22 protein-coding genes are annotated in these 24,636 nt (G+C 60.6%); 14 read left to right on the top strand and 8 right to left on the bottom strand.

What is annotated here, in order from left to right; all coding sequences use genetic code 11:
- Positions 1 to 99: 99 nt before the first annotated feature.
- Positions 100 to 1,347 carry an SAM-dependent methyltransferase gene (locus ABD653_RS03400; protein WP_160780475.1) on the top strand — a complete coding sequence of 416 codons (1,248 nt, stop codon included), beginning with the start codon at positions 100 to 102 and terminating at the stop codon, positions 1,345 to 1,347.
- Positions 1,348 to 1,369: 22 nt separating this feature from the next.
- Positions 1,370 to 2,596 (top strand): serine hydrolase domain-containing protein, encoded by a 1,227-nt coding sequence (locus tag ABD653_RS03395; protein WP_160779863.1) that lies wholly within the window; start codon positions 1,370 to 1,372, stop codon positions 2,594 to 2,596.
- Positions 2,597 to 2,623: 27 nt separating this feature from the next.
- Here the strand turns inward: ABD653_RS03395 and ABD653_RS03390 are convergent, their stop codons facing one another.
- The 3 genes from ABD653_RS03390 to purF all read right to left on the bottom strand — a co-directional run bounded on the left by ABD653_RS03390 (position 2,624) and on the right by purF (position 5,268).
- Positions 2,624 to 2,977, bottom strand: coding sequence for a PilZ domain-containing protein (locus ABD653_RS03390; protein WP_160779862.1), 354 nt, complete (start codon positions 2,975 to 2,977; stop codon positions 2,624 to 2,626).
- Positions 2,978 to 3,081: 104 nt separating this feature from the next.
- The gene (locus ABD653_RS03385; RefSeq protein ID WP_160779861.1) at positions 3,082 to 3,795 is read right to left on the bottom strand and encodes an SDR family NAD(P)-dependent oxidoreductase; all 714 of its coding nucleotides are present in this window, start codon (positions 3,793 to 3,795) and stop codon (positions 3,082 to 3,084) included.
- Positions 3,796 to 5,268, bottom strand: coding sequence for an amidophosphoribosyltransferase (gene purF / locus ABD653_RS03380; RefSeq protein WP_160779860.1), 1,473 nt, complete (start codon positions 5,266 to 5,268; stop codon positions 3,796 to 3,798).
- A 158-nt stretch (positions 5,269 to 5,426) separates the two neighbouring features.
- On the opposite strand from purF, the gene ABD653_RS03375 reads away from it, so the two are divergent.
- The 8 genes from ABD653_RS03375 to ABD653_RS03340 all read left to right on the top strand — a co-directional run bounded on the left by ABD653_RS03375 (position 5,427) and on the right by ABD653_RS03340 (position 14,584).
- Positions 5,427 to 6,668 carry a lipoprotein-releasing ABC transporter permease subunit gene (locus tag ABD653_RS03375; RefSeq protein ID WP_160779859.1) on the top strand — a complete coding sequence of 414 codons (1,242 nt, stop codon included), beginning with the start codon at positions 5,427 to 5,429 and terminating at the stop codon, positions 6,666 to 6,668.
- Complete coding sequence (locus ABD653_RS03370) at positions 6,661 to 7,335, top strand: ABC transporter ATP-binding protein (RefSeq protein WP_160779858.1); 675 nt, start codon at positions 6,661 to 6,663, stop codon at positions 7,333 to 7,335. Before ABD653_RS03375 ends, ABD653_RS03370 begins: the two co-directional genes overlap by 8 nt.
- A gap of 98 nt (positions 7,336 to 7,433) precedes the next feature.
- Positions 7,434 to 7,937 carry a hypothetical protein gene (locus ABD653_RS03365; protein WP_160779857.1) on the top strand — a complete coding sequence of 168 codons (504 nt, stop codon included), beginning with the start codon at positions 7,434 to 7,436 and terminating at the stop codon, positions 7,935 to 7,937.
- Complete coding sequence (locus tag ABD653_RS03360) at positions 7,934 to 8,413, top strand: glutathione peroxidase (RefSeq protein ID WP_160779856.1); 480 nt, start codon at positions 7,934 to 7,936, stop codon at positions 8,411 to 8,413. Before ABD653_RS03365 ends, ABD653_RS03360 begins: the two co-directional genes overlap by 4 nt.
- A gap of 70 nt (positions 8,414 to 8,483) precedes the next feature.
- Positions 8,484 to 8,825: a hypothetical protein gene (locus ABD653_RS03355; RefSeq protein ID WP_160779855.1), complete on the top strand. Its 342-nt coding sequence runs from the start codon at positions 8,484 to 8,486 to the stop codon at positions 8,823 to 8,825.
- A 111-nt stretch (positions 8,826 to 8,936) separates the two neighbouring features.
- Positions 8,937 to 12,428, top strand: coding sequence for a DNA polymerase III subunit alpha (gene dnaE / locus ABD653_RS03350; protein ID WP_160779854.1), 3,492 nt, complete (start codon positions 8,937 to 8,939; stop codon positions 12,426 to 12,428).
- 120 nt (positions 12,429 to 12,548) lie between these two features.
- Positions 12,549 to 14,147, top strand: a complete 1,599-nt coding sequence (locus tag ABD653_RS03345; protein WP_160779853.1) for a long-chain fatty acid--CoA ligase — start codon at positions 12,549 to 12,551, stop codon at positions 14,145 to 14,147.
- Between the two features lie 2 nt (positions 14,148 to 14,149).
- Positions 14,150 to 14,584: a DUF1330 domain-containing protein gene (locus ABD653_RS03340; RefSeq protein WP_160779852.1), complete on the top strand. Its 435-nt coding sequence runs from the start codon at positions 14,150 to 14,152 to the stop codon at positions 14,582 to 14,584.
- A gap of 94 nt (positions 14,585 to 14,678) precedes the next feature.
- Here ABD653_RS03340 and ABD653_RS03335 read toward each other — a convergent pair whose 3' ends face one another.
- The 5 genes from ABD653_RS03335 to ABD653_RS03315 all read right to left on the bottom strand — a co-directional run bounded on the left by ABD653_RS03335 (position 14,679) and on the right by ABD653_RS03315 (position 19,471).
- Complete coding sequence (locus ABD653_RS03335) at positions 14,679 to 15,176, bottom strand: YbjN domain-containing protein (protein WP_160779851.1); 498 nt, start codon at positions 15,174 to 15,176, stop codon at positions 14,679 to 14,681.
- 85 nt (positions 15,177 to 15,261) lie between these two features.
- Complete coding sequence (locus ABD653_RS03330; RefSeq protein WP_160779850.1) at positions 15,262 to 16,347, bottom strand: PA0069 family radical SAM protein; 1,086 nt, start codon at positions 16,345 to 16,347, stop codon at positions 15,262 to 15,264.
- Between the two features lie 40 nt (positions 16,348 to 16,387).
- The gene (moaB, locus tag ABD653_RS03325) at positions 16,388 to 16,915 is read right to left on the bottom strand and encodes a molybdenum cofactor biosynthesis protein B (protein WP_160779849.1); all 528 of its coding nucleotides are present in this window, start codon (positions 16,913 to 16,915) and stop codon (positions 16,388 to 16,390) included.
- Positions 16,915 to 18,657 carry a transglycosylase SLT domain-containing protein gene (locus ABD653_RS03320; RefSeq protein ID WP_344705269.1) on the bottom strand — a complete coding sequence of 581 codons (1,743 nt, stop codon included), beginning with the start codon at positions 18,655 to 18,657 and terminating at the stop codon, positions 16,915 to 16,917. The genes moaB and ABD653_RS03320 overlap by 1 nt, the downstream gene beginning before the upstream one ends.
- Positions 18,658 to 18,685: 28 nt before the next feature.
- The gene (locus ABD653_RS03315; protein ID WP_160779847.1) at positions 18,686 to 19,471 is read right to left on the bottom strand and encodes a uracil-DNA glycosylase family protein; all 786 of its coding nucleotides are present in this window, start codon (positions 19,469 to 19,471) and stop codon (positions 18,686 to 18,688) included.
- An 88-nt stretch (positions 19,472 to 19,559) separates the two neighbouring features.
- On the opposite strand from ABD653_RS03315, the gene ABD653_RS03310 reads away from it, so the two are divergent.
- From ABD653_RS03310 to ilvD, 4 genes are all read left to right on the top strand, one after another.
- Positions 19,560 to 21,209, top strand: coding sequence for an electron transfer flavoprotein-ubiquinone oxidoreductase (locus ABD653_RS03310; RefSeq protein ID WP_160779846.1), 1,650 nt, complete (start codon positions 19,560 to 19,562; stop codon positions 21,207 to 21,209).
- Positions 21,210 to 21,225: 16 nt separating this feature from the next.
- A complete protein-coding gene (locus ABD653_RS03305; RefSeq protein ID WP_160779845.1) occupies positions 21,226 to 22,038 on the top strand; it encodes a 4-(cytidine 5'-diphospho)-2-C-methyl-D-erythritol kinase in 813 nt (270 codons plus the stop codon).
- Positions 22,035 to 22,763, top strand: a complete 729-nt coding sequence (locus tag ABD653_RS03300; protein ID WP_160779844.1) for an N-formylglutamate amidohydrolase — start codon at positions 22,035 to 22,037, stop codon at positions 22,761 to 22,763. The genes ABD653_RS03305 and ABD653_RS03300 overlap by 4 nt, the downstream gene beginning before the upstream one ends.
- A 148-nt stretch (positions 22,764 to 22,911) precedes the next feature.
- Positions 22,912 to 24,633, top strand: coding sequence for a dihydroxy-acid dehydratase (ilvD, locus tag ABD653_RS03295; protein ID WP_160779843.1), 1,722 nt, complete (start codon positions 22,912 to 22,914; stop codon positions 24,631 to 24,633).
- The last annotated feature ends 3 nt before the right edge of the window (positions 24,634 to 24,636 follow it).

The following is a 24,636-nucleotide window of genomic DNA, read 5'->3' as shown; positions in this document are numbered from 1 at the left end:
ATGTCTCTCCTTTCATTGGCTTACCAAAGTTGGGACAGGTCACCAAATGACGCCCGCGCAGCCTTGCCCGTCGCAGGGCAGGGCGGCATAGGTTTCGCCATGGCGAGCGAAGGGACAAACCGGGGCATGGGCCTGCTGCAGGGCGCGGCGCGTTTCGAACGTGCGCCCGGGCTGCTGGCACGCTTGCTCGCGCCGGGATTCAGCAAGGTGCTGGACCGGATCGATGCGGGATTGGAACGAGGCTCTATCCTGGGCCATCTACCGGATGGAAGCACCCGCCTGCTGGGCGGTCGCCAGCCCGGATTTGAGGCCGAGGTCCGTGTCACCAGCTGGCACGCGCTGCTCCGGCTCGCAACCCATGGATCGATTGGCTGGTACCAGGCGTGGGAAGCGGGCGAATGGACCAGCCCGGACCTTGTTCCGATCTTTGCTGCCTTTGGCGACAATGCACGCTCGTTGGGCGATGCTGCACGGGCAAAGAGCTTCTGGCGCCGGGCCTTGAAACGCGCCCACTGGCTCAATCGCAATACGAAGGAAGGGTCAGAGCGTAACATCCAGGCGCATTACGATCTGGGCAACGATTTCTATTCTTCGTGGCTGGGCGAAACAATGGCCTATTCCAGCGCCATGTTCGGAACGGATCAGGCAGACCTCGATAAGGGGCAAGCCACCAAGATGGCAGCGATCCTTGATCGCCTGTCTGTCGGGCCTGACCAATCGTTGCTGGAAATCGGTTGCGGGTGGGGCACGCTGGCCAAGGCAGCAGCCGAACGCGGCGCGGCGGTCGATGCGATCAGCCTGTCTGACCAGCAATTGGCCTGGGCCCGTGCCCATGCACCTGACACAGTGCGCTTCCTGAAGCAGGATTATCGCGATACTACCGGCCAATATGATGCAGTCGCCAGCGTCGAAATGGTCGAGGCGCTGGGGCGCGAATACTGGCCGACCTTTATGGACTGCATCGCGCGCAATCTGAAGCCGGGCGGTCGGGCCGCGATCCAGTATATCTCGATCGAGGACGACCTGTTCGACGCCTATGCCGAAAGCGCGGACTTCATCCAGGCCTATGTCTTTCCCGGAGGGCTGCTGATCCGGACCAGCGAGTTTCGCCAATTGGCGCAAGAGCGGGGGCTGGAATGGACAGACCAGCACGATTTCGGGATCGACTATGCAGAGACCTTGCGCATGTGGCGCGAGAATTTTGACCAGGTCGTGGCGCGCGGCACCTTGCCTGACGGGTTCGACGACAGGTTCGTGGGCCTGTGGCGCTATTACTTGATGTATTGCGAGGGCGGCTTTCGCGCCGGCAATATCGACGTGCACCAGGTGACGCTGGTAAAGAGCTGACATTGCCCGGGGAGAGAACAGCATGACAAAGTGGATTTTGGGGGCGGTCGCGGTGATCGCGGTGGTATTGGGCGTTGGCTATTTCAGCCTTGATCGCGACCAGCGCATGTTGCTTTCCAACCTGCCGACTGATCGCAATGTCCTTTTCTGGTCCGTCGAACAGCGCGATGCGGCCTTCCGCACCATGGATGCGCTGCCGGTACTGGCGGAGGCGCGGGTGATCGAGGCGGGTGAAGCGACCTATCCATTGCCGGAAGGGCTGCCACTGGACCTGAACTATGATCTTGATGGATATTTCGCGGACCAGCGCACATCAGCTCTGGTGATCGTCCATGACGGGAAGGTCGTTCTGGAGCGGTACGGCCTCGATTTCGGGCCGGAGGGCAAGTGGACCAGTTTCTCGGTCGCCAAGAGCCTGACATCGACCATGGTCGGCGCGGCCATCAAGGACGGTGCGATCGAGAGCATCGATGATCCGGTAACCAAATATATCACGGGGCTGGAGGGCTCGCCCTACGAAGACGTCTCCGTTGCACAGCTGCTGACGATGACATCAGGCGTTATGTGGAACGAGGATTACACCGACCCGAATTCGGACGTCGCACGCTTTAACGAGCATCAGGCAGCCGATGGCGAGGACGTAACCGTCAGCTATATGAAGACTCTGGCGCAGGAGGCACCCCCGGGGGAGAAGTGGGTCTACAAGACGGGTGAGACCAACCTGATCGGTGTGCTGGTGAGCGAAGCAACCGGCAAGCCACTGGGCGAGTATCTCTCGGAGAAGATCTGGGCTCCGTTCGGGATGGAACAGGACGCAACCTGGCTGCTCGGCTCAACCGGCCATGAGATCAGCGGGTGCTGCGTGCAAGCATCGACGCGCGACATGGCGCGGTTTGGCCTGTTTGTCCTCGGAGGCGGTGTTGCCGGTGGCGAGAAAGTCGTGCCTGATGGCTGGTTCGAAGCCGCCACCGTGAAGCAGGCGGATATCGGCGCGCCGGGCAAGGGCTATGGCTATCAGTGGTGGACCAATGATGATGGCAGCTTCGCAGCACAAGGCATCTTTGGCCAGGGCATCTTCATCGATCCGGCCCGCAAGCTGGTGATCGCATCCAACTCCAACTGGCCGACTGCGACCGATTACGAGGGCGTGGGTTCGCAGCGTGAGGAGTTCTATCGCGCGGTCCAAGCAGCCATCGACAGGCAGGCTGGCCCGATCATGCAAGAAGCGGAAGCAGTCGCGGCAGAGTAGGGCTGGGGGCTAGCCCGCCCTCTGCCGTTAGCCCAGAGGCCGATAGACCATTCCCGTCTGCCCCGTGTAACGGGCCAGAATGTTGTCATGCACGATCGGGCTCAGCAGGTCGGCGAATGCGCAGCCGACCATGGAGTTGTCCCACCAGACAACATGGGCCATCAGCGATTCTAGCCCGGGCAGAGTTAGCCAGCAGACCTGGCCTTCATGCATCCGGTTGATCGCCGCTGCACTGAAGCCTGAAATGGAAAGGTCGTGGACCACCGTGTGATAGCGGCGGCCACCGGACGGACGAAGTTCTGCCGGAATGGAAAGCTTCGCCCGGGGCGAGCAGCGATCTTCCTGAGCGGCGAGAGCGTAGCGATCATCGATTTCTTGCATGGTTCCTGCACCTGGTCCCAATTGCGCTCGTAGGTCACGTGCGCTTTCGATGACTTTGGGAGGCAGGCATTTACCCGCAGGTAACGATCCAGACTTAAGCGCCCTTAACCAACCCGCTCGCGGTGGCCGGTTTCAAAGTCGCCAGCCAGCAATTCCACAAGCCGATCAGCAACTTCCGCCGGCGCTTTCACCGTTTGCGGATCTTCACCCGGATAGGCGCGGGCGCGCATGTCAGTGCGAGTTGCCCCCGGATCGACGATAGCGACTCGGACATTGCCGATCTTTTCGACTTCCTGGGCATAGCTTTCCAGTAGGTTGTCGAAAGCGGCCTTGCTGGATCCGTAGGCGGCCCAATAGGCGCGAGGTCCGGCACCGACGCTGCTGGTCAGGCCGATGATACGCCCGGCATCGGCGCGTTTCAGCATCGGATCGAAATTGGCGAGCAGGGCCTGGGTTGCGAGCACGTTGATCGTCAGCGCCTGATTGAACTGCTTCTGGTCGATCTGGGTGACGGGTGTGAGATGCGGCAAGTAAGCTGCAGAAATCACGAGAATATCCAGCGCGTCCCAGCGGCTCGCAATGGCCGTTGCGAGGCGGGCCAGACCATCGGCTTCGGTCAGATCGACCGGTGCGATGGTGGAATTGCCGCCATCGGCATGGATCGCGTCCTCCACCTCCTCCAGCCCGCGAACATCGCGTGCGGTCAGGATCACGTGGGCACCGGCTGCCGCGAGCGCCCTTGCGGTGGCGGCTCCGATTCCTTTGGACGCGCCTGTGACAAGGGCAGTTTTGCCCGAAAGAGGTTTTGCTTCAGTCATTTATGCGACTTTGTTGACAGGAAAGGAAAGCTGCGCCGCGCCGTCTTCCTTGAGGCTGAGGTCGGTCAGGCTCGTCGGATAGTCTCCGGTGAAACAGGCATCGCAGAATTGCGGGCAGGCTGCATCACGCGGTTTTTCGCCGACGGCACGGTAGAGGCCGTCGATGGAAACAAAGGCGAGGCTGTCAGCGCGGATATATTCGCGCATCGGTTCGACATCCATCTGGGCCGCGAGCAGTTTGCTCCGTTCGGGCGTATCGACGCCGTAGAAGCAACTATGCGCAGTCGGCGGGCTGGCGACACGGAAATGGACTTCGGTCGCGCCGGCATCGCGCATCATCTCGACGATCTTCATCGATGTGGTGCCACGCACGATGGAATCGTCGATCAGGACGATTCGTTTGCCTTCGACAAGGCCGCGATTGGCGTTGTGCTTGCGCTTGACGCCCGAATGGCGCGCGCCATCGGAAGGCTGGATGAATGTGCGGCCGACATAGTGGCTGCGGATGATGCCGAGTTCGAACGGAACGCCTGATTCCTGGGCGTAGCCGATCGCGGCAGGAACGCCGCTGTCGGGCACGGGCACGACCAGATCGGCATCGCACGGGTTTTCGATCGCCAGCTGGGTGCCGATTGCTTTGCGCGCTTCGTAAACAGAACGTCCGTCGAAAATGGAATCGGGGCGGCTGAAATAGACGTGTTCGAAAATGCACGGACGCGCTGCGCCGCTGCCGAAAGGACGGTGGGACGTTACCTTGCCGTCCAAACCGACCTCCACCAGCTCGCCGGGATCGACTTGGCGTTCGAATTCTGCGCCGACAACATCGAACGCCACAGTCTCTGACGCGAATGTAACAGCGTCGCCAATCTTCCCCATCTGGAGCGGGCGGATGCCGAGCGGATCGCGACAGGCAATCATGCCCTGCGGCGTCATCACGATCAGCGCATAGGCGCCTTCGACCAGACGCAGAGCGTCAATCAGCTTGTCGCGCAGGGTGGGATATCGACTGGTGGCGACCAGGTGGATGATGACCTCGGTGTCGCTGGTCGACTGGAAAATCGCACCTTTGCGGACCAGTTCTTCGCGCAGGGTCCCTGCGTTTGAAATGTTGCCATTGTGGGCAATGGCAAATCCGCCGGTCGCCAGCTCGGCATAGAGCGGCTGGACATTGCGCAGCCCGGCACCGCCGGTGGTGGAATAGCGGACATGGCCCGAGGCCATGAAGCCGGGCAATTCGGCGATTGATTCCTGGCTGGAGAAATTCTCTGCGACATGGCCGAGGCCGCGCCTGGTGTAGAATTGCTTGCCATCGAAACTGGAAATTCCGACCGCTTCCTGGCCGCGATGCTGCAAAGCATGCAGGCCCAGCGCGGTCGCTGCCGCGGCGTCATCAGCATTGATTGCACCGAACACGCCGCACTCTTCGCGAAGCTTGTCGCCGTGTTCATCGTAGAAGGGATGGGTATTGATCATCGCGTAGCGCCCGCTGCCTCCCCGCTGCGAGCCACCCAATGGCGATGTTACGGCTCGATTACAAGGGCGATAATGCGGTTATAACACTTGCGGATTTCATTGCGCAGAAAGGTTCGCCTTCCTAAGGCCTGTCGAACAGGCAACAGACCGGATCGACCTTGCTGCTCAGCCCCTTTGAATGGACCATTGTCAAACGATACTTGCTTCCGGGCAAGAGCGAAGCGTTCATCGCGCTTGTCGCGGGGATCAGTGTTGGTGTCGTCATGCTGTCGGTCGCCATGCTGGTGATCGTGATGAGCGTGATGAACGGCTTTCGCGCGGAGCTGCTGGACAAGATTGTTGGTCTCAATGGCCATGCCATTGTGCAGGCCTACGGTGGGCGACTCGACAATTGGGAAGATATTCTTGCCGATATCCGCGAAACACCCGGTGTGACCGAAGCTTCCCCGCTTATCGAGCAGCCGCTTCTGACCACATTCAACGGCCGGGTCGAAGCCGTGTTTGTGCGCGGCAATACGCAGGAAGATATTGGCGAGCTGACTGACAAGGTCGTGCTCGGAGACATTACTCGCCTGCAACCCGATGCGGGAGTGGTGGCGATCGGGGCCCGGCTCGCTGAGAATATCGGTGCGCGAGTCGGCGATGTGGTGACGATTATCAATCCGGCCGGTCGCTCTACGCCCTTCGGGACTGTACCTCGACAGGTCGGATACGAAGTCGCCGCGATATTCGAAGTGGGCCTGTATGATTATGATCAGGCCTTTGTCGTGATGCCGATACCGGACGCTCAGACCTTGCTGCTGACTGGCGACACAATCGGCATGATCGAGGTGAAAACCGAGGATGCCGACAACGTCGTGGAGATCATGGAGCCTATTGCCCAGAACCTGTCTGGGACGGCGCAGGTACGGACCTGGCAACAAATCAACAGTTCGATATTCGAGGCCTTGCAGGTCGAGCGCGTGGCCATGTTCTTCGCGCTTAGCTTCATGGTGTTGGTCGCGGCCTTCAATATCTTGTCGAGCCTGGTCATGCTGGTCCGCGCCAAGACCCGCGACATCGCCATCATGCGTACGATGGGCGCGACACGCAAATCCCTGCTCAAGATCTTCGTAACGACAGGCTTCACTGTCGGCGCAATCGGCACGTTGGCTGGCCTCGCGCTCGGCTTCCTGGTCCTGACGTTCCGGCAACCGATTGTGCGCGGGATCGAGATCGTGACGGGGCAGAACCTGTGGGACCCCTCCATACGTTTCCTCACCACGCTGCCTTCGAAAACCGATCCGGTGGAGATTGCAGGCATCGTCCTGCTGGCGCTGGTAATGAGCTTCCTCGCGACGCTGTATCCGGCCTACAAGGCGGCGAGCACAGACCCGGTGCAGGTGCTACGCTATGAGTGAGGCGGTTGCAGAGCTCCGGTCGGTCACCCGCAGTTTCGAACAAGGCGGGGTGCGCATCGATGTCTTGCGCGGAGTCGATCTCACCATTCGCCCGGGGGAAATCGTGGCCCTGCTTGGCCCGTCCGGTTCAGGCAAATCGACGCTGCTTCAGGCGCTCGGCCTGCTGGAAGGCGGCTTTGGGGGCGAGATCGTTATTGCCGGAACTCCGGCGGAGAAGTCCGATTCAAAGGCGCGCACGACCTTGCGGCGCGATCACCTTGGCTTCGTTTACCAGTTCCATCACCTGCTGCCCGATTTTTCGGCGCGAGAGAATGTGGTGTTGCCGCAATTGGTGGCCGGTACGGATCGCGCAGAAGCCGAAGCCCGCTCGGAACAATTGCTGTCGGCGCTGGGCCTTGCTGCCCGGCTCGACCATCGGCCCAGCCAGCTCTCTGGCGGAGAGCAGCAGCGTGTCGCGGTCGCCCGTGGCCTTGCCAACCGGCCCGATTTGATTCTGGCCGACGAACCGACCGGTAATCTGGACGAGGCAACATCGGATACGGTGCTGGAACAATTGCTCGAACTGGTCCGGGGCGAGGGCAGTGCGGCCCTGATCGCGACGCATAACGAACGCCTTGCTGCCAAGATGGACCGTATCGTCCGGCTGCACGAAGGGCTTCTCGAATAATCCCTCGGTGGAACTGCCGACGCAGCTAGTCGAGTTCCGCTTGCCTGGCAGTTGCCGCATCGTCGATGGGGCTCACTGCACGCATTCCTGGGGGTTCTATGTTGTATTCAATTTTCGTCGCCATCGCACTTCAGTCAGCCCCTGCTGCAGCGCCGCCATCATGCGACAGTGAGGCCCATGCCGAATTCGACTTCTGGGTTGGAGAATGGGACGTTTACCCCAACGGGCAAGATACCAAAGTCGCCAACAGCCGGATCGAACGCAAACACAATGGCTGCGCCGTGATCGAGAATTGGATGCCGCTTCGTGGGCAAGGCGGGACCAGCCTGAACCATCTCGATCCGGAAACCGGGATTTGGCACCAGAAATGGGTCGGTTCCTCGCCCGGTGCGGTGATGTTCTCGGGCGGAGTGGCGCAGGGAAGCATGGTGCTGACCGGCAATTGGCCGAGTCCTGCTGCACCACACCAGTTGATCAGGATGAGCTATACCGCGAATGCTGACGGGAGCGTACGCCAGCACGGAGAAGCCTCGACGGACCATGGCCTTTCGTGGCAGACAAGCTTCGACTTCATCTATCGTCCCAAGGATCCCCCGAAATGACCACCATTGCCGATTTTACCGTCACCACCAATCGCGGCGAGGCGCTCGACCTTGCGGAGAAGAAGGGGAAGGTCCTGCTGGTGGTCAACACGGCAAGCAAATGCGGCTTCACCCCGCAATATGACGGGCTGGAAGAGGTGTTTCAGGAATACAAGGATCAGGGCTTCGAAGTGCTCGGCTTCCCGTGCAACCAGTTCGGGGCACAAGAACCCGGCAATGCCGACGAGATTGCCGAATTCTGCAAGATCAATTTCGGCGTCACCTTCCCGTTGATGGAGAAGGTCGATGTGAACGGCGCAAATGCTTCGCCCTTGTTCGACTGGATGAAGGGAGAGGCAAAGGGCCTGATGGGCAGCACCAACGTGAAATGGAATTTCACCAAGTTCCTGATCGACCGTGAGGGCAATGTGGTCAAACGCTTCGCCCCGCAGGATTCGCCCAAGTCGATTGCCAAACATATCGAAAAGCTTCTCTGACAACTGATCGCTGTAACCGGCGCTGCCCACTGCTCGAACACAAGAGCATATTCAGATGGGGATTTGAACAATGCTTGAAGCAATCAACGAATGGATTCTGGCGCAGGGTGCCCAGTACAACGTCAATCCGTATGTGTTCGTGGCGATCTATGTCGGTGCGGTGCCATTCTTCCTCGCCTCGATCGCGTGGCTGGTGAAGAATGCACGGGCCGGGAAATCAACTGTGCTGCCGACCATGGCGGCAGGGTTCTTTTTCGTTTCGGCCTATATCTATCTGGCGATTTTCGGGCAGGACATTCCGGTGTGGGTATGGATCTTCCTCGCCGCCCTGATTGTGTATGGGGCGGTCAGCCAGATACGCGAGACTCGCAAGAAGATCGCCGCAGCCAAAGAAGGCGGCGAGACGCCTTAAGCTGCAGAGCAACAAACTATCGCACCATGTTGGCGCGGATAGTGCGCTTTTTAGACGGGATTATCCCCAGTCAGGCTTTGCGAATCCGGGTGCCGTATCCATAGTATCGGAATGGCCTTCAAACCCTTCGTACCGCTGCGTGTGCTGTCCAGCTATTCGATGCTGGAAGGCGCGATCGATCCGAAGGCATTGGCGAAACTGGCGAAAGAGCGCGGATTTCCCGCCATCGCGATTTGTGACCGCAACGGGCTCTATGGCTCGGTCGCATTCTCCGGTGCGAGCAAGGGTGAGGGCATCCAGCCGATTATCGGCTCGCTGCTGGGGGTGGCGCGGCCGGGCTCCGACGCTATCGATCATCTTCCGCTCTATGCGCAGGATGATGCAGGCTATCTCAACCTGTGCCATCTGGTCAGCCGGGCCCATCTTGATCGCCCGCTGGAGCTGGTCCCGCATGTGCAGCTGGACGATCTGACCGGTCATACCGAGGGGTTGATCGCGCTGACCGGCGCGAGCGAAGGCGGCCTCACACAATTGCTCGCAGAAGAGCAGGCGGATCATGCGGCGGCCTATCTCGACCGGTTGCAGGCGCTGTTCCCGGATCGGCTCTATATCGAACTCGCACGGCGCGGGAATCCGGTAGAGGAAGCGGCCGAAGACGCGTTGATCGATCTCGCTTATGCGCGCGACATTCCGCTGGTCGCCACCAATCCCGCCAATTTCGCCGAGGCCCATTTCCACAAGGCGCATGACGCGATGTTGTGCATCGCCGGCAACTGGAAACTGGACCAGGACGAGCGCCCGCGCAGCGACCATGAGAGCTTCGTTAAGACGGCTGCGATGATGGAGGAGGCGTTTGCAGACCTTCCCGAAGCGACTGCCAACACCCTGGTGATTGCGCAGCGCTGTGCTTATGCGCCGCCCTATCGAGATCCGATCCTGCCCAGCCTTGCAGGTGACCTGGAGGGCGAGAAGAAGCTGCTGGAAGAGCAGTCCAGGGCTGGCCTGGCAAAACGCCTGGAGCCCTATGAAGACCTCTCGGAAGAAGAACGCAAAGTCTATTATGACCGGCTCGATTACGAGATCGGAATTATCAACCGGATGGGCTTTCCCGGTTACTTCCTGATCGTTGCCGACTTTATCCAGTGGGCCAAGGATCATGGCATTCCGGTCGGCCCGGGCCGTGGTTCAGGCGCAGGATCGCTGGTGGCGTGGGTGTTGACGATCACCGATCTCGACCCGATCCGGCTCGGCCTGCTGTTCGAACGCTTCCTTAATCCGGAACGTGTTTCGATGCCGGACTTCGATATCGACTTTTGTGAAACGCGGCGCGGCGAAGTGATCCGTTACGTGCAAGAGCGTTACGGGCAGGACAAGGTCGCCCAGATCATCACTTTCGGTAAGCTCAAGGCGCGCGCTGTGCTGCGGGATTGTGGCCGGATCACCGACTATGGCTATGGCCGCACCGATCGCCTGTGCAAGATGGTGCCCAACCATCCCACGGACCCGTGGACCTTGCCGCGCGCTCTCAACGGGTCGGCGGAGTTCAAGAAAGAATACGACAACGATAACGAGGCCAAACGGCTGATCGATCTGGCGATGCAGCTTGAAGGCTTGCCGCGCAACAGTTCAACCCATGCGGCTGGCGTGGTGATCGGTGACCGGCCACTGGCAGAACTGGTTCCGCTTTATCGCGATCCGCGATCCGACATGCCTGTGACCCAGTTCGATATGAAACATGTCGAAAGCTCCGGCCTGGTCAAATTCGACTTCCTCGGTCTCAAGACGCTGTCCGTATTGCAGAAGGCCGTCGACTTGCTCGCGAAGCGCGGGATCGAAGTCGATCTGGGCGGGCTGGCATGGGATGATCCCGCCGTGTTCCAACTGTTGAAGCAGGGCAATACGGTCGGCGTCTTCCAGCTTGAATCCGAAGGCATGCGGCGCACGCTGACAGCGGTGAAGCCGACCAAGTTCGAAGATATTATCGCGCTCGTTTCGCTCTATCGGCCGGGCCCGATGGACAACATTCCGCTGTTCGGCAAGCGCAAGGCGGGCGAAGTGCCGATTGAGTATCCGCACCCCAAGCTGGAGGGAATACTCGAAGAGACTTACGGCATCTTCGTGTATCAGGAACAGGTGATGCAGGCGGCCCAGATTCTGGCAGGTTATTCCCTCGGCGACGCCGACTTGCTGCGCCGCGCAATGGGCAAGAAAGTCCAGGCCGAAATGGACCAGCAGCGCGGACGCTTCGTCGATGGTTGCAAGGAAGTTTCGGGCATCGACAAGGCCAAGGCCAACGAGCTGTTCGATTTGATCGACAAGTTTGCCGGATACGGCTTCAACAAGTCGCACGCGGCCGCCTACGCCTTGCTTGCCTACCAGACCGCTTGGCTCAAGGCGCATTATCCGGAAGAATTCTTCGCCGCATCAATGTGTTTCGATATGCACCAGTCGGAAAAACTGGCGGTCTTTGTCGATGATGCACGCCGCTATCCGGGCAAGGAAAACGGCGTCGAGGTTGCTGCGCCTGACATCAACAGGTCAGAATCCGAATTCACGGTCGAGCGGACCGATGATGGCTATGCCGTGCGCTATGCCCTGGCAGGAATTCGCAATGTCGGTGGCAAGGCGATGACGGCGATTGTCGAAGAGCGCGAGGCCAATGGCGCGTTCGAAAGTCTGGCCGATCTGTTCGAGCGTCTTCCGCAAGGAGCAATGAATTCTCGCCAGCTCGAAGCCTTGATCGCCGCAGGGGCGCTGGACGGGCTGGACCCAAATCGCGGCAAGCTTGCGGCCAATGTGGACTTGCTGCTCGCAACCGCTGACGCCGCTCTGCGAGAGCGGACCAGTGGACAGGAAGCCCTGTTCGGAGGCGATATGGCGCAAGGTGATAGCCTGCGTCTGGCCGAGGCCGAAGATTGGGACCGGGCCACGCGCATGGCGAAAGAGCGCGAGAATTTCGGGTTCTATTTCTCCGCCCATCCGGTGCAGGCCTATCGCGATGTCGCCAGCGCAAATGGGGCGCGGCCTTACGCATCGCTGATGGAGGCCGGTGCGCCCCAAGGTGGCAGGTCACGCGCGGTAATGGCCGCGATGGTGGAGAAGGTGAACAAGGGCAAGACGCGGCGCGGGGCCGATTTTGTCCGCGCCGACTTCTCCGATTCCTCGGGCCAGTTCAGCGCAGCCTGTTTTGAGGATTCGCTCGTCCCCAGCTTCGAGAAGTGGGCCGAGGACGGAACCTGTGTGTTGTTGACGGTGGAGCTGGACTCGCCGTCGCCGGATGAACCGCCCAGGGTGACGGTGCGCGGTGCGCGTCCGCTATCGGCGGTCGCCGGAAGCCAGCGGATGTTGCTGACTTTGGACGTCCTGAACGAAGCTGCCTTGGGTGAGCTGGCGTTGGCTTTGCAACCGGGCCAGAGCGGCCATGGCGAAGTGCAGGCGCGCCTGCATCTGGGCCCGGACAGTACAGCGCTGATGTGCCTCGGTCACGACTTCAAGCTGGCTGGATCGCTGGCCGAGCAATTGCAGGCGATCGAGGGACTCGACAAGGTCACGCTCATTCCCAAGGCCGGACCGCAAGGGCGCCGCTTCAACCGCGCAGCCTGAGTGCAGATCCGGCAAATTCGCTCTTGCGAGGCGGGCAATTCGCGCACATTCTGAGCTCAAGACAAGAACAGGGCAGCGTCCGGGGGGCGTGCACCCACACATATAGAGAGAGGAGACAGCATGCTCGGAGCCATGCAGGACTGGACCATGCGGATCACACATGTGATCGATCACGCCGCGCGCGAAGCGGGCCAGCGCGAGATTGTTACGCATTGGGCAGACGGAACGCTGACGCGCACCAATTGGAGCGGTGTGCGCACCGATGCGCTCAAGATGGCGCAGGCGCTGCAGGCACTCGGTATCAAGAAGGGTGAACGGGTTGCCAGCCTGGCGATGAACCATTCGCGCCATCTGGTCAGCTGGTATGGCGTCGCGGGAATGGGCGGCGTGCTGCACACCGTAAACCCGCGGCTGTTTGACGACCAGCTCGAATATATCGTTAATCATGCGGAGGATAAGGTGCTGTGTTACGATGCGGCATTCCAGCCGATTGTCGACCGGATGAAAGAACGCTGGACTACGGTTGAGCACTATGTCTGCTACGATTCCGGGGAGCATAGCCCCGCTTTCGAAGACTGGATCGGCGCGCAGGATGGTAATTTCGAATGGGTGACCGGCCCCGAAACCGATCCCTGCATGATCTGTTACACCAGCGGCACAACAGGCAATCCCAAGGGTGTGCAGTATGAGCATCGATCAACCCTGATGCATGCGCTCGCCGGCCTGCAGCCGGCCGCCTTCAATTTCAGCGCGTCATCGGTGATGTTGCCGGTGGTGCCGATGTTCCATGCCGCCAGCTGGGGCCTGCCCTATGCCGGCGCGATGGCGGGCATCAAATTTGTGTTCAGCGCCGTCAACGATCCATCGGTGCTGCACAATCTGATGATCGACGAAGGCGTGACCGATAGCGCCGGTGTGCCGACCGTCTGGCTCGCGCATTTCCAGTATTGCGACAAGGAAGGCATCGATCTGCCGCCGCTCAAGGCTGCCACCATCGGTGGTTCGGCCTGTCCGCGCTTCATGATCGAACGGTTGATGAAGAACGGTACGCGCGTCCAGCACGCCTGGGGCATGACCGAAACATCGCCGATCGGCACAGTGGGTGGCCCGACTTGGGATTGGGATCAGCTCACGTTCGAAGAGAAGGTCGACAAGACTGCGATGCAGGGCCGCCCCACCTTTGGAGTGGAGCTGCGCATTGTCAGCCTCGACGACATGAGCACCGAATTGCCTCGCGATGGTGAAACATCGGGCGCGCTGCAAATCCGGGGCCCGTGGATCATCAAACGCTATTTCAAGGCCGAAGAGGACGCGGTCGGCAATGATGGCTGGTTCGATACCGGCGATGTCGGCATTATCCATCCCGACGGCACCTTGCAGCTGACCGACCGGACCAAGGACGTGATCAAGTCTGGCGGCGAGTGGATCAGCTCGGTCGAGCTGGAGAACGCGGCGGTGGGCCATGAGGGTGTTCTGGAAGCCGCCTGTGTCGGCATGTACCATCCCAAATGGGACGAGCGGCCGGTCCTGTTTGTGGTCCGCAACGAAGGCTCCGACGTGACCGCAGATGATATCATCGAACATCTCAAGCCGCTGATTGCCAAATGGTGGCTGCCCGATGCAGTCGAGTTTGTGGACGACATCCCCCACACAGCCACCGGGAAGATCAGCAAGAAGGATCTGCGCGATCGCTTCGCAGACTACACGCTCGAGACCTAGAGATGGCGCAGTATTACATTGATCCGAGCCGCGAGGGCTTTGATGCGTTCAAGGCCCTGCCGCGCGATGAACCGATCCATATGCTCAACCTGCTGCGGTTTCGCGACGAGGCCGAGTATCCCGATGGCCATGACCATGCCGGCAAGGGGTGGTCCGGCCGGCGGGCATATCAGGAATATGGGGCAGCCAGTGGCCCGATCTTCCGGCGTGTGGGTGGCAGCATCGTGTGGCGCGGCGCGTTCCAGGCAATGGTCACCGGGCCGGGCGACAAGGATTGGCACGACGGTTTCGTGGCACGATACCCCAATAGCGGGGCGTTCTTCGAAATGATCAAGGATCCCGATTATCAGTTGGCCGTGGTCAACCGGACGGCGGCATTGGTCGATAGCAGATTGATGCGGTTCGAGCCCGGGGAGGGCGGAGACGGTTTCGGCTGATCTTGGCTGAGACTTAGCTCGGGCACACAAGCCAGAAACACAAAGGGGCGCGCGATCATCGGATCACGCGCCCCTTTTGGTGCAACGAAACGGCTTACCCGTCGGTGTAGATCGTCTCGCGCATCTTCTTCAGCATGCTGGCGTAAACGACCAGTTGCATGCGATAATTTTCCATCGAGATGCCGCCGTCCGCAATCATGTAGCCTTGAACAACCGCGCGGCCGTCTTCGATCACATACGATTTTCCGGCTGACCAGCGGCTGTTGAAATCGCGAACCAGCTCGGCGACTTGCGCCTTTGTCTTGTCGCTCGGCAGGCCGAAGCGGGCAGAGATGTTGGTGCCCAGGCATTGGCCGGTGCTGCAGGCGGTGAAGCGTGCTGTCGCCGCCGTGCCGTTGCTGAACTTGATCAAGTAGCCATTGTTCTGGCCGGGTTCGATTGTCGCGCCCATCTGTTCGACGACCGCCTTGAGGGTATTATAATCGAAGCTGGAAATCGTGCGTGACGCATTGAAGGCCTGCGCATTGGCAGGTGCGACCGCCATGGTTGCAGTTCCGGTTGCAAGTGCGGCGGCAAAAATCAGATGGCGCATAATGGTCCCCCCTTGGAATACAGTGTGTTGGTAACATTGCCTTCTTAGCGAACGCAAGCTGCAGGGCTTGTAAGAATACGACGCATTACAACAATCTCAACTGACCACCTGTGGCCGGGCGCCGGAAATGGCTGCAATCAAGCTCGAATTTCGCCTTGCCGATGGCAGCGCGCTTGCAGGCGAGGGCGAACCGCGCCCGAAACAGGTCCGCCCAAACACCACTTGGCCTCAGCCTGGTAAAGAAGTTGGGATCATTGTCCTTCCCGTTGCGAATGGACCGGACGATGGACATCACCTTGTCACCCCGTTCTGGGAAATGGACTGCCAGCCATTCGCGAAACAGCGGGGCGACTTCATGCGGCAGACGCAGCGGTATCCACCCCACGGATGCGACCCCGATGGCCGCAGCGCGCTGGACGATCGCCTCCATGTAACAATCCGTGATGGCGGGAATGACCGGGGCGACAGAACAGTGGGTGGGAATCCCGGCGTCGACCAGTGCAGCCAGGGCAGTCATTCGCTTGGCCGGGCTCGCTGCGCGCGGCTCCAGCAAGCGGGACAGATGCGGATCGAGGCTGGTGACTGAAATCGCGACAGCGACCAATCTGCGCTGCGCCAACTCCTTCAGCAAGTCGAGATCAGCGAGGACCCGGTCGGACTTGGTCGTGATGGTGACCGGATGGCGCGTGTCGAGACAGACCTCCAGTAGCTCCCGCGTAATCCGGAAGCGCGCCTCTATCGGTTGGTAAGGGTCGGTGTTGGTTCCCATCGCAATCGGTTTTGGCCTGTACTTCGGCTTGGCCAGGGTTGCCCTCAGCAATTCTGCAGCATTCGGCTTTGCAAACAGCTTGGTCTCGAAATCGAGGCCGGGCGAGAGATCGTGATAGGCGTGGGTAGGGCGGGCAAAGCAATAGACGCAGCCATGCTCGCAGCCGCGATAGGCATTGATGGATCGATCGAAGAAGATGTCGGGCGACTGGTTGAAGCTGACAATCGACTTGGGATGTTCTTGGGTGACCGTGGTGCGCAGCTTTGGGGCTGGACCGTCCAGTGTCGCAACATGATCGCGCCAATCGCCATCAGCCTCGCGGCTTGCCAGGCCAAACCGGTCCGGCACAGCCGCAGATTGCGCCCCGCGACCAGCGACTGGTTTTTCACGACTCTGTTCCATCGGCAATGGATAGAACAAAATAAGAACAAATGGAAGTGGCTCAGCGTTCCCTTAGGCGCGGCATGAGCTCTACGAAGTTGCAGGGCTTGTGACGGCTGTCGAGCTGGTAGTGCAGAATGCCGTCCCAGCCATCCTTTACCGCCCCATTCGAACCCGGCAGTGCGAAGATGTAGGTGCCGCGTGCGACCACACCGCAGGCGCGTGACTGGAGGGTGCTGGTGCCGATCTTGTCGTAGCTGAGCCAGCGGAACAATTCGCCGAAACCAGGGATGTCCTTGCTCTTGATCTTGTCCAGCGCCTCGGGCGTCACATCGCGCCCGGTCAAGCCGGTGCCTCCTGTCGTGACAATTGCGTCAATCTCCGGATCGTCGATCCAGCGGTGGAGATGGGCGGCGATTTCCTCGATGCTGTCTTTGCTGATTTCCCGGCTGACCAGTTCGTGGCCCTTGCTTTCGATCCGCTCCGCCAGAATGTCGCCGGACGTATCATCGGCGAGAGTGCGCGTGTCCGATACCGTGAGCAAAGCCATCCGGATCGGCTTGAATGCGAGGCTCTCGTCAATCCCCATCAGTCGCGCGCGGCGATGCGGACACCGCCCGAGCCGGAGACTTCGGGGAAGGTCGGCCATTTGCCCTCGGCGAGGGCAATCCTGCTCGACGACGTGGCATCGGCCTGCCGTTCGTACATCCAGTAATTGCGCATCACGATCGCGACGTAGCCACGTGTCTCCCAATAGGGAATACTTTCCATATAGAGCAGCGCGTCGCCCTGGTCGCGGATTTCACCGTTCCAGCGCGTAATTGGGGTCAGGCCGGCATTATAGGCGGCCATGATTTTGGGCAGCAGGCCCTGCGTCGCGCCACTGTCACGCAGCATTTGCAAGTGCTTCTGACCGAAAGCGAGATTGACTTCCGGCTTGGACAAGTCGCTCGCAGTGCCGCGCACGCCGAGCTTGGCTGCATGATCACGGGCCGCAGCAGGCATAATCTGCATCAGGCCGCGCGCACCGGCAGGGCTGACGACTTTGGCACGGAAGTTCGACTCCTGGAGTGTGTGCGCATAGGCCAGCGCCGGATCGACTTGCCAGCCATCGATCGGCTGCCACTTCGGGGCAGGAAAGCGCAGCGCCGGTTCGGGTGTGCCGCCGCGCGGCGTATTGCGCGCCATCCACAGCTGGGTGCCAGGCAGACCCAGTTCGCGGGCGAGGCGGGACAAGGCATCATATTGCTCCGGATCACCGATCCGGGCCTCATGACGCAGGATATCGTCGGCAAGATCGTCCCGGCCCAGTTCGGACAAGGCAACAGCCGCGCGGACATTGTCATTGCCGCGCAGGCGTTGCCAGTCGGCCGGCGAAAGATCCGGTGTTTCCCCGGCATCCGGCAATTGCTGACCCAGCTGCTCGCGGGCCAGCATGCCGTAAAGCGTTTCGTCCATCAGCGCCGCGCCGCGCAATTGCTCGGCCGCCTTTTCGGGTTCACGGCACCGGATCAGCGCGCGCGAGGCCCAATAATGGGCGGCGGCGCCCAGTTCCGGGTTCATCGAATAGGCAGCGGCCCGGCGGAAGCTGTCGGCCGCTTCATCGCAATCGTTGAGCCGCCATGCGGCGAGGCCGGCAACCCACTCACCCTCGGCGATCCAGGGGCCGGCTCCTTGCGAAACCGTCTTGGCCATGGCCAGAGCGGCAGGGTCATCATTCTCGATGTAATAGCTCCACGCAACGCGCTGGCGCCATTCTGCCTTGGCCGAGCCACTAAGCGAGGAATCGATACCGTCGAGAAGCTGGCGGGCACCGTCGGGATCGTCATTCTTGATCCGGTCGAGGATCGCGCGGCGCACAGAAGCGGGCATCGAGCCATCGTCAATGCTACGCGGCCGGATTCGCTTGGTGATGTAGGGTTGGCGCGTAAAGCTTTGTTCACGCGGCAAATACGGCGCCGACATCAAGCCACGCTTGAGGCCCAGATTGGACATCTTCTCGGCCATCGGCAGGCGACTGCCCTTGGCCAGCCAGCTCTGGATCTGGGGCAGTTCCACCCGCGGGCTGTTGGCGTGAAGATAGTACTCGGCCAGGGCGACCTGGTGCAGCGGACCATCATCCCGCTCTGCGATCAGGGCGTTGACGTCGCTCCATTTCTGCTGGTCGATCGCGCGGAACAGGTCTGCGTAATAGGCCTTTTCCGCATTGCTGAGCAATTCGGGGACATTGTTGTTCTCGGCCCGGGCGCGGAAATATTCGGCAGCGGTCTTTGCCTGCACCGGCACAGGGCTCGCCAGGACACCGCCTGCCATCAGGGATACCGCCAACATTGTTTTCAGGGTGCGCGCTTTGACCATTCTAGCCATCCGTAAATTCGAGCCACTCTTGCCAGAACCGGGCCCGGAATCCGGGACGACGCAGCAAATTCGCTACATCGCGCGCTGGCAGCAGCGGAATGCTGAGACCTTCATGGTTAAAACTAGGTAAATTTGCAGAGGCTTGCGCTGATTCGTGCGGCAAAAGCGGCGCGACGAGTCGGCCGAAGGAAATTATCCGTTTCGGCGCCGCCAACGCGATGTGATGCGCGCATAACGCGCCGTATCCTACACGGCCAACTTCCTCCCAATCAGGCTGAAGCGTATGACGCGGCAGGACGGAGGCGAAATAGACGCTCTCCTCATCCAGATCAGCTGCTCTCAGGAACCCGCTGATAAGCGCGCCCTGCTTACCCGACAGCAGCGTATCGCTATCGCCTTCCTCGGGTTGCGGAACGAGAACCAGCAGCTCCGCTTGCGCCGGGCCGCGCGGGGCAATTCGGGGAAACGCACCGGAGGATGCAAATTTTTCGTCTTCGACCCACCATTGCCGGAATGCGGCGAGATCGCCTGGCCATTCTGCTTTCTCGCTGCCGACCGGGGCAATTCCGGCAGAGGCAACAGCGGCCCGGCGCGGCTCCACCGGCTTGCGCTTGCGCACCACCGCTTTCGGCTCGCTTTCCGTAGCGTCTGCTGCAGCGTGCTTGGTCTCTTGATCAAGCCAGCCTGTGGCCTCATCCCGCAGCTCCAGATCCACGCCGGCCAGCTTCCACCAGTCATACGCAGCAGCGATATCGCTCTTTGAAACAGGGGTAGCGAGTGTGTCCATGGGCGTGGGCAGGTCTTGACCTCAACGCCCCCAGCAATCAAGGCTTTCTGCGAAGTTTCACCGGTTTGAACGAAAGGTCCAACAGGACATGAGCGAACGCGAATCCATGCCATGTGACGTTGTGATCGTCGGGGGCGGCGTGGCCGGCCTTGCAGCGGCGATCCGTCTCAAGCAGATCAACGAAGAGATCGAAGTCGTCGTCTTGGAGAAAGGCTCCGAGATCGGGGCGCATATTCTGTCCGGCGCGGTCGTCGATCCGAAATCTCTGGACGAGCTGCTGCCCGAATGGCGCGACATGGATTGCGCGATGGCAGAAACGCCAGTGACCGACAATTGGCACTGGATGCTGTCAAAGAACGGCAAGTTCGGCATGCCGCATATCATGATGCCTCCCTTTATGAGCAATGACGGGTGCTACACCGGTTCGCTCGGCAATCTGACCCGCTGGCTGGCCGAACAGGCCGAAGGCTTGGGCGTGATGGTATTCCCCGGCTTCCCCGCTTCGGAAGTAATGTTTGACGACAATGGCGCGGTCAAAGGCGTCATCACCCAGGATATGGGCATTGCCGCCGATGGCAGCGAGAAGGGCGATTTTCAGCCCGGCATGGAAATCGAGGCGAAATATACCTTCTTCGCCGAGGGTGCTCGCGGCAGCCTGACCAAGGAAATGAAGGCGAAATTCGACCTTGAGGCCAATTGCCAGCCGCAGGTCTATGGCCTGGGTATCAAGGAATTGTGGGATATCGATCCCGACAAGCATGTGCCGGGCCGTGTGATCCACACGCAGGGCTGGCCGCTTTCCGAAAGCGACAGCTGGGGCGGGGGCTTCCTCTATCACCAGGCCAATGGCCAGGTTGCGCTCGGTTTCGTGACCGCGCTCGATTACAAGAACCCCTACGTCTCGCCGTTCCAGGAATTCCAGCGCTGGAAGACACATCCGGCGATCAGGGAATATCTCGAGGGTGGGAAGCGTGTGGCCTATGGCGCGCGGGCGATCAATGAAGGCGGCTGGCAGTCTGTGCCCAAGCTCGCCTTCCCGGGCGGCGCACTGATTGGCTGTGCAGCGGGCTTCGTCAACGTGCCCCGGATCAAGGGCAGCCACACCGCGATGAAAAGCGGCATGCTGGCCGCAGAGGCCGCTGCAGAAGCTCTGGCGGCTGACAAGGAGCACACCGAACTCGCTGATTACGAAGCGAATTTGCGGGAGAGCTGGATCGCGACCGAGCTCAAGAAAGTCCAGAATGCGCAGCCACTGGTGGCCAAATTTGGTGGCGATCTGGGTACAGTGCTGGCAGGTGCCGACATGTGGATGCGCACGCTGAAGATCGGCCTGCCGCTCGCGATGAAGCACAGCCCGGACTATACCTATACCGGCCGGGCCGATCTGTTCCCGCCGATCAACTATCCCAAACCGGACAATGAAATCAGCTTTGACCGGCTGACATCGGTTGCCTTCAGCTATACCAACCATGCAGAGGACCAGCCGGTCCACCTGCAGGTCAAGAATCCGGAGCTGCAGAAAGAAAGCGAGCTGTTGGTGTATGGCGGCCCTTCGACCCGCTATTGCCCGGCCGGCGTCTACGAATGGGTGGCTGACGAGGATAGCGGCGAGATGAACTTCGTGATCAACTCGCAAAACTGCGTCCACTGCAAGACCTGCGACATCAAGGACCCGAACCAGAACATCAACTGGGTCACACCAGAGGGTGGCGGCGGACCGAACTATCCGAATATGTGACCTGCGCCGCTAAAGCGTGTCCATTACCGAAACCGCTTATGCCAAGATCAACCTCGCGCTGCATGTCCGCAAGCGGCGCGAGGATGGCTATCACGAGCTCGAAACGCTGTTCGCCTTTATTGATGGCGGCGATGTGTTGTCTGCCCGAAAGGCCGCACAGGACGAAGTTCGAACTTTTGGCGAGTTTGGACAGCAACTGACTGATCCATTTGATAATATCATTGCCAAGACCCTGAATGCTCTGCCGCGTGCAGGTGGCTTGGCGATTGCGCTTGAGAAGAACCTGCCCGTAGCTGCGGGGCTGGGGGGTGGCTCGGCCGATGCCGGGGCAGTGTTCAGGATTGTGCGCGCATTGGATGGCCTGCCCGAGGATTGGCAGGAGCGCGCCGCCAGGCTTGGCGCCGATGTACCCGCCTGTGTGGAAAGTGTTGCTTGCATCGGCAGGGGAACCGGCACGCAGTTGCTGCCGATCACCAATGATCTTGAAGGAATGGCCGTGCTGCTGGTCAATCCGCGCATCCCTCTGGCGACCGGCCCAGTCTTTGCGGCGTGGGATGGCGAGGATCGAGGTGCAATGCCTGAGGGTAGCGTCCGCGAGATTGCGATGCAGGGCCGCAATGACCTGGAGCAACCGGCGATATCGCTGTGTCCGCCGATTTCGGATGTGTTGGCCGCGCTTCGCGAAACCAATCCGCTTCTTGCCCGTATGTCTGGTTCAGGTGCCACCTGTTATGCGCTGTATGAACGTCATGACGTCATGCGCGAGGCCGCAGAAAAGCTGGCTTTTTCGAAGCCCGGCTGGTGGCAGATGCAAGGATGCTTACGATGATGGACGATCTGCCCTATCGCCAGGTTGGCGAGCCCGTTCCGGGCCGGATCGTGTGTGTGGCGGACCATGCCTCGAACTTTGTGCCGGACGACGTGCCGCTCGGCATCGCTGCGGAATTGCTGGAAACGCATATCGCGGTAGATATCGGCACCGGAGGGATCGCAGACCGGCTGGCCCGCCGGCATGGCATCCCGGCCCATATCGCCACTGCCAGCCGGCTGGTGTGCGATTTGCATCGTCATGAGGACCAGGAAGGTGTGATGCCGATCAGCAGTGACGGGCACTTGATCCCGGGCAATATCGGCGCCGATCTGGAAAAGCGCCTCGACCGGTTCCATCGCCCATACCACACGGAGATGGCCCGGTGGCTCGATGCCGCGCAGCCGGAATTGATCGTCGCGCTGCACAGCTTCACCCCCAGCTTGCGTTCGAGCGACGAGGAGCGCCCGTGGGAAGTGGCATTGCTCTACAACCAGGACGATAGCGCCGCGCGCCATGCCATCCGCCTGTTCGGTGAAGAAGGGCTGACGGTTGGCGACAACGAACCCTATTCAGGCAAACAGCTCAACGCGACGATGGATCGGCACGCAGAGGCGCATGGGCGCCCCTATCTTACCATCGAGATCCGGCAGGATCTGATCGTGTCCGAGGCAGAGCAGGCTCGCTGGGCTGCATTGGTGGCAGATGTCGCCAATCGCACAGCCCTGGCGCTGCGCGGCGTTTGACCCGGCAGAAGGCGGGCTAGGGCCTGCTAAAGCCTGCTTGCGCTTGAAAACATCGGTCATCCCAGCGAAAGCTGGGATTTCGATCCGCAATGCCGGACCGTGTGGGACGAGACCCCAGCGTTCGCCGGGGTGACGGGAGAAAATTCGCGTGACCAACACATTCGACAAATCCAGGCTGCCGAGCCGCCATGTCTCGGTCGGACCGGAGCGTGCGCCGCACCGGTCTTACTATTATGCCATGGGGCTATCTTCCGAAGAAATCGCGCGGCCTTTTGTTGCAGTGGCAAGCGCGGGGAATGACAGCGCGCCGTGCAATACCACGCTGGATGCGCAGGCCGATATCTGCCGCACCGGAGTGGAGGAAGGCGGCGGCATGCCGCGCCGGTTCAATACCATCACCGTAACCGATGGCATCGCGATGGGCCACCAGGGCATGAAAAGCTCGCTCGCCAGCCGCGAAGTGATCGCCGATTCTGTCGAGCTGTCGGTACGCGGGCATTGCTATGATGCGCTGGTCGGCTTTGCCGGTTGTGACAAGAGCTTGCCGGGTATGATGATGGCTATGCTGCGCCTGAATGTACCTTCGATCTTCGTCTATGGCGGCTCGATCCTGCCCGGGACCCATCACGGCAAGGATGTGACCGTGGTCGATGTGTTCGAGGCTGTGGGGCAACATGCCGCCGGGAATTGCCCGCTGAAGGAGCTGCAGGCGCTCGAAAAGGTCGCGTGCCCCGGCCACGGTGCCTGTGGCGGCCAGTTCACCGCCAACACCATGGCATGCGTAGGTGAGGCGATCGGCCTGTCGCTACCCAACAGCAATATGGCCCCTGCGCCCTATCGTTCGCGCGAGGAAATCGCCGTCGCCGCCGGTCGGCAGGTGATGACTTTGCTGGAGCGCAACCTGCGCCCGCGCGACATCTGTACAAAGGCTGCTTTCGAGAATGCAGCGCGCGTGGTGGCGGCCACCGGAGGCTCGACCAACGCGGCGCTCCATCTGCCGGCGATGGCCAATGAATGTGGCATCGATTTTCACCTGTTCGATGTCGCCGAGATATTCAAATCAACGCCTTACATCGCAGACCTCAAGCCTGGTGGACAGTATGTTGCCAAGGATATGCATGAGGCAGGTGGGGTCTACATGGCGATGAAAACGCTGCTTGATGGCGGCTTCCTCGATCCCGAGCCGATCACCGTAACGGGCAAGGCTCTGGGTGAAAACCTCGAAGAGATTACCTGGAATCCCGACCAGAAGGTCTTCTACGATGTGAAGTCCCCGATTACGCCCACAGGCGGCGTAGTGGGCCTCAAGGGCTCGCTTGCGCCGGAAGGGGCGATCGTGAAAGTCGCAGGGATGGACAGGTTGCAATTCACCGGTCCGGCGCGGGTGTTCGAGTGCGAGGAAGAAGCGTTCGAGGCAGTCGAACGGCGCGATATCGCCGAAGGGTGCGTCATTGTGATCCGTTACGAAGGGCCCAAGGGTGGCCCGGGCATGCGGGAAATGTTGTCGACTACCGCTGCGCTGTATGGGCAGGGCATGGGTGAAAAGGTCGCGCTGATTACCGATGGCCGCTTCTCTGGCGCAACCCGGGGCTTCTGTATCGGCCATGTCGGCCCGGAAGCTGCCGATGGCGGGCCCATCGCCCTGGTCGAGGACGGCGATATGATCAGCATCGATGCCGAAACCGGCATGATCGAGCTGGAGGTCGAGCCGGCCATCCTCGAACGGCGGCGCACGGCATGGCAACCGCGCGAGAACGATTATCAGGCAGGCGCGCTCTGGCGCTTTGCACAGAATGTCGGCCCGGCTTATCAAGGCGCGGTGACCCACCCCGGAGCCAAAGCGGAAAAGCATGTCTATGCGGATATTTAGTGC

The sequence above is a fragment of the Parerythrobacter jejuensis genome, from assembly GCF_039536765.1.
Taxonomy (GTDB): Bacteria; Pseudomonadota; Alphaproteobacteria; order Sphingomonadales; family Sphingomonadaceae; genus Parerythrobacter; species Parerythrobacter jejuensis.
The sequence above is the reverse complement of the archived record's forward strand: the minus strand, read 5'-3'. Positions and strand labels throughout refer to the sequence as shown.